This window comes from Streptomyces sp. NPDC006544 (assembly GCF_040611715.1).
Taxonomy (GTDB): Bacteria; Actinomycetota; Actinomycetes; order Streptomycetales; family Streptomycetaceae; genus Streptomyces.
In genome coordinates this window covers 87,235-95,531 of the sequence record NZ_JBEXOV010000021.1, presented here as the reverse complement: position 1 = coordinate 95,531, position 8,297 = coordinate 87,235, and the positions used below count along the sequence as shown (strand labels likewise).

General features: G+C 64.9%; 5 protein-coding genes. All 5 read left to right on the top strand.

The features are described from left to right. On the top strand, window positions 1–4,755 hold a 4,755-nt coding region (locus ABZY44_RS13160), incomplete at its 5' end, for an amino acid adenylation domain-containing protein (protein WP_356652999.1). Window positions 4,756–4,839: 84 nt separating this feature from the next. Beyond that, entirely contained in the window at window positions 4,840–5,535 is a 696-nt protein-coding gene (locus ABZY44_RS13155; protein ID WP_356652997.1) for an alpha/beta fold hydrolase, read from the top strand. Between the two features lie 80 nt (window positions 5,536–5,615). Then, a complete protein-coding gene (locus tag ABZY44_RS13150) occupies window positions 5,616–5,855 on the top strand; it encodes a phosphopantetheine-binding protein (RefSeq protein ID WP_356652995.1) in 240 nt (79 codons plus the stop codon). Continuing rightward, complete coding sequence (locus ABZY44_RS13145) at window positions 5,852–7,450, top strand: AMP-binding protein (protein WP_356652993.1); 1,599 nt, start codon at window positions 5,852–5,854, stop codon at window positions 7,448–7,450. Before ABZY44_RS13150 ends, ABZY44_RS13145 begins: the two co-directional genes overlap by 4 nt. Next, the gene (locus ABZY44_RS13140) at window positions 7,447–8,274 is read left to right on the top strand and encodes an alpha/beta fold hydrolase (protein WP_356652991.1); all 828 of its coding nucleotides are present in this window, start codon (window positions 7,447–7,449) and stop codon (window positions 8,272–8,274) included. The genes ABZY44_RS13145 and ABZY44_RS13140 overlap by 4 nt, the downstream gene beginning before the upstream one ends. Window positions 8,275–8,297: the final 23 nt, after the last annotated feature.

Sequence of the window (8,297 nt, the reverse complement as noted above, 5' to 3'; positions counted from 1 at the left end):
ACCACCCTCGCCGGACTCGAACCCCTCGAACTCCCCACCGACCACCCCCGCCCCACCCACCGCACCGGCCACGGCAACACCATCGACTTCACCATCTCAACGGAAACCACCTCAGCCCTACGCCAACTCGCCCAACGAGAAGGCGCCACCCTCTTCATGACACTCACCGCCGTATTCCAAGTCATGCTCAGCAAATACACCGCCCAGCACGACATCGCCATCGGAATACCCATCGCCGGCCGCAACCGCACCGAAATCGAAGACCTCATAGGATTCTTCGTCAACACACTCGTACTCCGCTCCACCACCTCCAACGACCCCACATTCCAAGACTTCCTCCACCAGGTCAAAACCACCACACTCAACGCCTACGAACACCAAGACCTCCCCTTCGAACGCCTCGTAGACGAACTCGCCCCCGAACGCGACCTCAGCCGCACCCCCCTCTTCCAAGTCATGCTCGCCCTGCAGAACACCACCCACACCACCTGGCACCTCACCAACACGGACATCACCCCCCTACCACTCCACACCACAACCGAAAAATTCGACCTCACGCTGTTCGTGACGGAGTCGGAGAACTGCCTGCGGGCCACTTTCAGCTTCAGTACGGATCTGTTCGAGCCGGCCACCATCGAGCGCATGGCCGGTCACTTCCAAACCCTCCTCTCCCATGCGGCCACCACCCCCACCACCCCGCTGAGCCGACTCCGCATGCTCACCCCCGCCGAGGAGCACCAACTCCTCGTCGAATGGAACGACACCGCGGCGAACTACCGGCGAGATCGCTGTGTCCATGAGCTGTTCGAGGAGCAGGTCGAACTCGGTCCGGAAGCAGTGGCAGTGGTCTGTGGTGAAGCCACCCTGACCTATCGCGAGCTGAACTCCCGTGCCAACCGAGTGGCGCACCACCTCCGCGAACTCGGCGTGGGACCTGAGGTTCCCGTGGGCGTCTGCACCGAGCGAGGCCTGGACATGGTGGTCGCACTCCTGGCCGTGCTGAAGGCAGGCGGTGCCTATGTCCCGCTCGATCCGGATCACCCCGGGGAGCGCTTGGATCTGGTCCTCCGCGACACGGCCGCTCCGGTGGTGCTCACCCAGCAGCACCTCGCCGGCCGGCTGCCTGCACGTGCCCTGGCACTCGTGCTCCTGGACGGGGACCGGGAACACATCGAGACCCGGCCCGTGGACAACCCGAGTCGCACTGCCGGGCCCGACAACCTTGCCTACGTTCTCTACACCTCAGGTTCCACCGGAACGCCCAAGGGCGTGGCTGTGACCATGCGGTCTCTGGTCAACCTGCTCGAGACGATGCGGCAGATCATCTCGGCCGACGATGAGGACTGCTTCCTCTCGGCGACCACCGTCACCTTCGACATCTCGTATGTGGAGCTCTTGCTGCCGCTGATCACCGGTTCGCGCGTCGTCATCGCGAGCAGGTCCGAGGTTTGCTCGCCGGCGGATCTCGCCAGAGTGATCATTGAGCGCCGTGTCAACGTCGTGCAGGCCACCCCCTCGGCCTGGCGGCTCCTGGTCGACGTCCTCGAGGCACCCGTCCCGGACCTGCGGATCCTCGTCGGGGGAGAGGCGCTGCCGGAGGACCTGGCCCAGCGGTTGGCTGCAGTCGCCACGCGTGTGATCAACGGATACGGGCCCACAGAGACAACGATCTACGCAACGACCTCAGACCTCGGCGGAGCCAGCCGTGTCACCATCGGCCGTCCTGTCGCAAACACCGAAGTCTTCGTGATGGACCACTTCGGGGGCCTGGCGCCGGTCGGTGTGCCGGGGGAGCTGTGGATAGGCGGGGTGCAGGTAGCACGCGGATACCTCAATCGACCGGAGTTGACGGACGAGCGATTTGTCACCCATCCGTTTTCCAGCGATCCGGATGCGCGGGTGTACCGGACGGGCGATCTGGTGCGCTGGCTGCCCGAAGGGTCTCTTGAATACCTGGGGAGGATCGATCAGCAGGTCAAGGTCCGTGGGTTCCGCGTCGAACTGGGTGAGGTCGAGTCGACCCTAATGGTGCACCCGGACGTTGCTTCGAGCGTCACTGCCGTCCGCGAAGACACTCCTGGCGACAGGCGGATCACAGCATATTGTGTTCCGGTCACCGGGAAGAAGCTGCGCACGGACGACCTGAGGGACTGGTGCGGTCGCACACTCCCGGATTACATGGTTCCCAGTGCTTTCGTATTCCTCGACGGGCTGCCGCTGACGTCAAGTGGGAAGGTAGACCGCGCGGCTCTGCCCGCGCCGGACGGCAATCGTCCGGAACTTGCGGTGGAGTTCGTCGCCCCACAGACCGCGACCGAAGTCATCATTGCCCGCGAATGGTGCCGAGTCCTGGGCGTCGACCGCGTGGGGGTGCACGACAACTTCTTTACCCTGGGAGGCGACTCGATCCTCGGCATCCAAATGATCGCCAAGGTGAAGAAGCACGGTGTCCATCTCACACCTCGCACGATATTCCAACATCAGACACTCGGCGGAATAGCCCGGGCGGCCAAGCGCTCTGTGGCGGTTCGGGCTGAGCAGGGAAGAGTCACGGGGGAATCCTCGCTGACGCCGATTCAGCAATGGTTCTTCGAGCGTGATGCGGTGGAGCCCCATTATTTCAATCAGTCCATGCTCCTTGAAACCGCGGACCTGGATCCAGCGATTCTGGAAGATGCGCTGGGGGCTCTCGTCGGACATCACGACGCACTCGCGTCAACCTTCCGCCAGGAGGCGGACGGTTGGGTTCAATGCTTCGGCGAAGGCGTGCCCTCGAACATTCTTCAGTGTCATGACCTCTCGATACTTCCCTCCGAGGCGCGTCTGCCGGCCTTGAAGGAGATAGGCGAGGGTCTGCAGCGGAGTCTGGGCCTTTCCGAGGGTTCACTGTTCCGAGTCGCTCTGATAGATCTCGGTCGCGAAGGCGGACAACGCCTGCTGCTAACCGCACACCACCTGGTGGTGGACGGTGTGTCCTGGCGCATCCTTCTGGAAGACCTCGGCACGGCCTACCAGGCGCTGTCGGACGGCCGGACTGTCGATTTTCCACAGAAGACCACTTCCTTCAGGGAGTGGAGCCGGCGGCTGGCGGAGTTCGCTCACTCCGCTGAAATGCGGGAGGAAGAGTCCCATTGGGCGGAGCTGCGTACGGTGAATCCTCTTCCACGGGACCACGACGGCTCCAACAGTGAGGCGTCGGAATCACTGGTCACCGCCTCGTTGACAGCGGCAGAGACGGATTTGCTTATCAAGACCGTGCCGGCCGTATTCGGTACCCAGATCAACGATGTGCTGCTCACCTCTCTTGCGTTCGCCCTGCGTGATTGGACGGGAAGCAGTTCGACGGTTGTGGACCTTGAAGGGCACGGGCGAGAGGACATCTTCGCGGACGTCGACCTCACCAGGACGGTTGGGTGGTTCACAAGTCTCTTCCCGGTGGAGATCAAACTGGCGGAGGGAGCCGGTCCGGTCGATTCCTTGGCCCACGTAAAGCGTCAGCTGGCAAAGATTCCGCAGCGCGGGATCGGCTACGGAATCCTCCGATACCTGGGGGAACCGGGCATCCGGCGGAAACTCGCCCGCCATACGGCCGAGGCCAGCTTCAACTACCTGGGGACGTTCGAATCGGAGGTTCACGGACTGGGGACGCGTGCTCGAACGGGTGAGGACATCGGGAGGATGACCAGCCCGCTCGGTCATCGCAGCCATCTCCTCCAGATCCTGATGGGGGTCAGCGGAGACCGGCTGGTCCTCGAAATCTCCTACTCGAGCAACGTCCACGACCCGAGCACCGTGGAGTTCCTGGCCTCCCGGCTTCTGTCGACACTGAGAGAAGTGGTTCGAGCAGCTGAGGTCGTTCCTCCTGCCGCGCAGCCGGGAGGGAACCCGGCCGAACGGCCGGTGGGGCCCGGCGGTGAACGCTTCAAGATGCTCGGGTCAGTCCGCGGTGGCGTGGACAGTCGCGTCTCGATGGTCGAGCTCAACCGGGCCGACACCACCCGCCCCGTGCTCTTCTGCCTCCACGAGATCGGAGGCAACGTGACCGGGTACCTCGCCCTCGCGGAATCACTCGCGCCATGGGTGCGTGCCGTGGGGATCGAGGCCGGCGCCGTCGGGTTCGGCACCGAACCCGACGAGGATTTGGCGACGATGGCAGACAAATACTGGCATGCCATTCGGGAGGTCCAGCCGACCGGGCCCTACCTCCTGGCCGGTTGGTCCTTCGGCGGGGTGCTCTCGATCGAGATCGCCCGGCTAATTGAGGAATCGGGCGAACGGGTGGGGTTTCAGGTGGCATTCGATTCCTGCTTGCCAACAGAGGACACTCTGGAAATGTTCGAACGTGACAGGGATGCTCTGGAGGAGCTCCATGCCCGCGTCTCCAGTGCCCCGGCCGCGGAAATCGAATCGTCTCCATCGTGGTTCGCCGACATGGTGCACCAGCTCAGTTTGCCCGAGGCTCTGCTCTCCATGGAAAAATCGGAACTGGTGAACTGTCTGCGGACGATGGTGGCCCATTCCCGAGCCCTTGCCGGGTACCGTCCGCGGCCGGTCACGAGTAATGTGCTGCTGTATCAGGCAGAATCGAGCGGAGACGTTCCGCTGGTGGAAAGCTGGGTCCCCTTCTCCGGTCGCGTGGATGCCAGAATGTGCGCAGGGAGCCATCACACGCTCCTCCGTCCGCCTTATGTGAAGGCCCTCGCCGGGGCACTGGCAGAAGAGCTCCAAGGCGTGCTCCGGGAGCTCCGTTCCTGAGGGAATCCCTTCCCAATTTTCCGGCCGAGCTGAACCTCTCGGTCTTTCCAGTCGACTTCAATTCTCACGGTAAAGGTGCCGTACATGTCGTTCTCGCTGCTGTGTTTGCCCTTCTCGGGAGGTGGCGCAGGTTTCTTCCGGCCATGGGGGACCCTCGGGGTGCCGGGGGTCGAGGTGGTGCCGCTCCAGCTTCCCGGCAGAGAAGAGCGCTATGCGGAGCCGCCGCATTTCGTGCTGGAGGACGCCGTAGCGGACCTGGCGAGCCAGGCGGAGCGGCTCACCGCTGATCGCCGGCCCATTGCGATCTTCGGGCACAGTCGGTTCGGTGCCGTCCTGGCATTTGAACTCGCCCGTAGGCTGGAGTCGCGGCCGCAGTTCGATCTGATCCGCTTGTTCGTCAGCGGATCACCTGGACCACGGATCCGCCCGCCTCGGATCTCGGACTTGGCCGACGAGGATTTCCTCATTCGTGTGGAGGAGATGTCGGGATATCGGCACGCGGCATTCGAGCACCCTCAGTTGCGTGATCTGCTGCTGCCGCTACTCCGGGCCGACACCGCTATCCATGAAGACTACGAGCCGTTTTCCGATGCGCCGCTGTCGACGCCCATCACTTCGGTGCGAGGCACCCACGACGTATTGGCCCCCCGTGAGCTCGCCGAGCTGTGGGGGGCGGTGACCAGCAAGCCGTTCGAAATGCTGGAAATGCCGGGTGGTCACATGTACCTGACCGAATCATCCCGTGTGCTGCTCGAAAAGATCGTCGAGAACTGCAAATGAGGAGAACCACGCCGATGGATGGACATGTCGAACTTCAGGAAGACGCTGCCGCCAGTTCCGCACGTGATATGGAGGCACCGATGACCGATGAGCTCCTCCCGCAGGTACGGCAGGCCTGGCTGGACGTGCTCGGTCTTGAAGAGGTCCCGCTGGACGTCAACTTCTTCGAGACGGGTGGGAATTCGCTGTTGCTGATCATCCTGCACGGTGAACTGTCCAGCCTGGCCTCGAGGGAACTGCTGATCGCCGACCTCTACCGTTCCAACACGGTCCTCAGCCAGGTCCAGCTGCTTGCCCAGGAAGGAGCGAAGAACCCGTGACTGGCCTGAGAGAAGTCGCGCAGGACCGGACGCTCTATCAGTGGTTCGCCGATTCGGCCGAGCGGCACGCACAGGAACCGGCGCTCGAAGTGCAGGGCCACGTCCTCAGCTACGGCGAACTGCACCGGACGGCGCTCGCCCTTGCCTGCCGTCTCGTGGAGGCGCACGGGGCAGTACCCGACCGGGTGGGGCTGCTGGCCACACGCACGGTGAGCGCCTACGCCGGCTATTTGGCCGGGCAGCGGCTCGGAGCAGCAGTCGTGCCGCTCAATCCCGACTACCCGCGCAAGCGGAACACCGACATCGCCGAGCGCGCCGGAATCGATGCGATCCTCGTCGATGCGGAACACGGCGCGGCGGTTCCCGATGTTTCTTCCGGCTTCGAGCCGACCGTGCTTCAGATGCCGAGCCTCCCGCTGCCGGCGGGCGACCTCGAGCAGGGTGCGCTGCCGCCCGTGCCGACGGACACCAGCCGTATCGCCTACATCCTGTTCACGTCCGGGTCGACCGGCCGCCCCAAGGGCGTGCCGATCACGCAGCGCAGCATCTCCGCATCGGTGTCCTACAACATCCTCCGCTACGAGGCGGGGCCGGGCTGCCGAATGTCCCAGGTCTTCGGGCTGACCTTCGACGCGTCGGTCTTTGACATGTTCGTGGCCTGGGGGTCCGGGGCCTGCCTCGTGGTCCCGTCGGCGCAGGACCTCTACACCCCAGTCGACTTCATCGTGGACCAGAGGCTCACCCACTGGTTCTCCGTACCGTCGGTGATCACCATGGCGCGGCTGATGGGGAACATGCCGCTGGGGCGGGCCGTCGGACTGCGGCACAGCCTCTTCGGAGCCGAGCCGGTCACCATCCAGCATGCCGACCTCTGGCGCCAGGTGGCGCCGCACTCGAGGATCCACAACCTCTACGGTCCGACCGAAGCCACCATCACGTGCACGGACTACGAGCTGCCCACCGACCGCAGCATGTGGCCCGAGACGTCGAACCACACGGTGCCCATCGGCCGCGCCTACCCGCACCTGGAGATCGTCCTGCTGAACGAGGACGGACTGCCCGATGGTGAAGGCGAGCTGTGCGTCCGAGGCCCCCAGCGGTTCGACGGATATCTCGACCCGGCCGAAGACATGAACCGCTTCCTGCTGTTCGAGGAAGGTTCGGCACCGGCGGCTCCTTACACAGGCGGAGGCCTCACCGCCCTGCACTGGTACCGGACCGGGGACAGGGTCGCCGTCCACGGGGGTTCCCTGGTGCATCGGGGCCGGCTCGACAACCAGGTGAAGATCATGGGTCATCGCGTGGAGATCGGCGAGGTCGAGGCCGCGCTGCGACAGCACGTGGATGTCGTCGAGGCCGCAGTGGTGGCCAGGTCCGTCGACGGCGAGACCCAGCTGCTCGCCGCCTATTCCGGGACGTGCGTCCCGGAGAACCGGTTCCACCACTGGCTGCGCCGGCAGATCCCGCTCCACATGGTGCCCCGCAGGATCGTGCACCTCGACGCACTGCCCCTGAACGGGAACGGGAAGACCGACCGACGGAGTCTGGCGGAGATTCTCGGTGACCACACCCAGCCGAAGGCCCCGACGAGGTGACCGGAAACGACGTCGGGACGGACGGGCGCGACGGCGTTCGTCCCGTCGACAGTGCATGGTTCCGCATCCCCCCGCCCGGGGACGACGGCGGGCGGGTACGCCTGTTCTGCCTGCCGCAAGCAGGCGGCGGAACGTCCGGCTTCCAGCAGTGGCCGCGTGTCGCGCCCGGTTGGCTCGAGATCGTTCCCATCCGGCTTCCCGGCCGTGAGGCCCGCTTCGACGAGCCTCTGCCCACCGACTTCGCTTCGGTCGTCCGACAGATCGCCGACGCGATCGGACGCCTGGCACAGGATGAAGCGGCGCGTGGTCGGCGGCCTGTCCCGTACGCCCTCTTCGGCCACAGCATGGGAGGCTGGCTGGCCTACGAGACGGCTCTGTGCCTGAGCGAGACGGCCGCTCGACAGCCATCGCGGGTGTTCATTTCAGGTATCGACGGACTCGATCACGCGGCCGTCCGGGTCGCCGAGACCATGGATCCGAGCTACATCGCCGAAGTGCTCGGCAGGCTGTCCGGACCTGCGGCGCAGCTGGTGGCCCGGCCGGCACTGGCCGAGGTTTTCGCGAGTGCCGTGGCGTCGGACCTGGCGATGCTGCGCACGTACACACCGGCGTTCCGGAAGGTGAACTGCCCACTCACCGTTCTCTGGTCCCCGGACGACCCGCGGACCGACCGCGACGGCATCCGCAACTGGGAGAAATGGACGGAGGGTGCCTTCGAAGTCCTGGAATTCTCCGGAGGCCACGGATTCCCGTTCGAGAGCGGCGAGGCGGCCGTGGCCGCGTTGGCCGCGCGCCTGGGGCCGGCGGACGGCATCGCCGTGTGACGTCGAGGTCCCTCGTTCTTTCG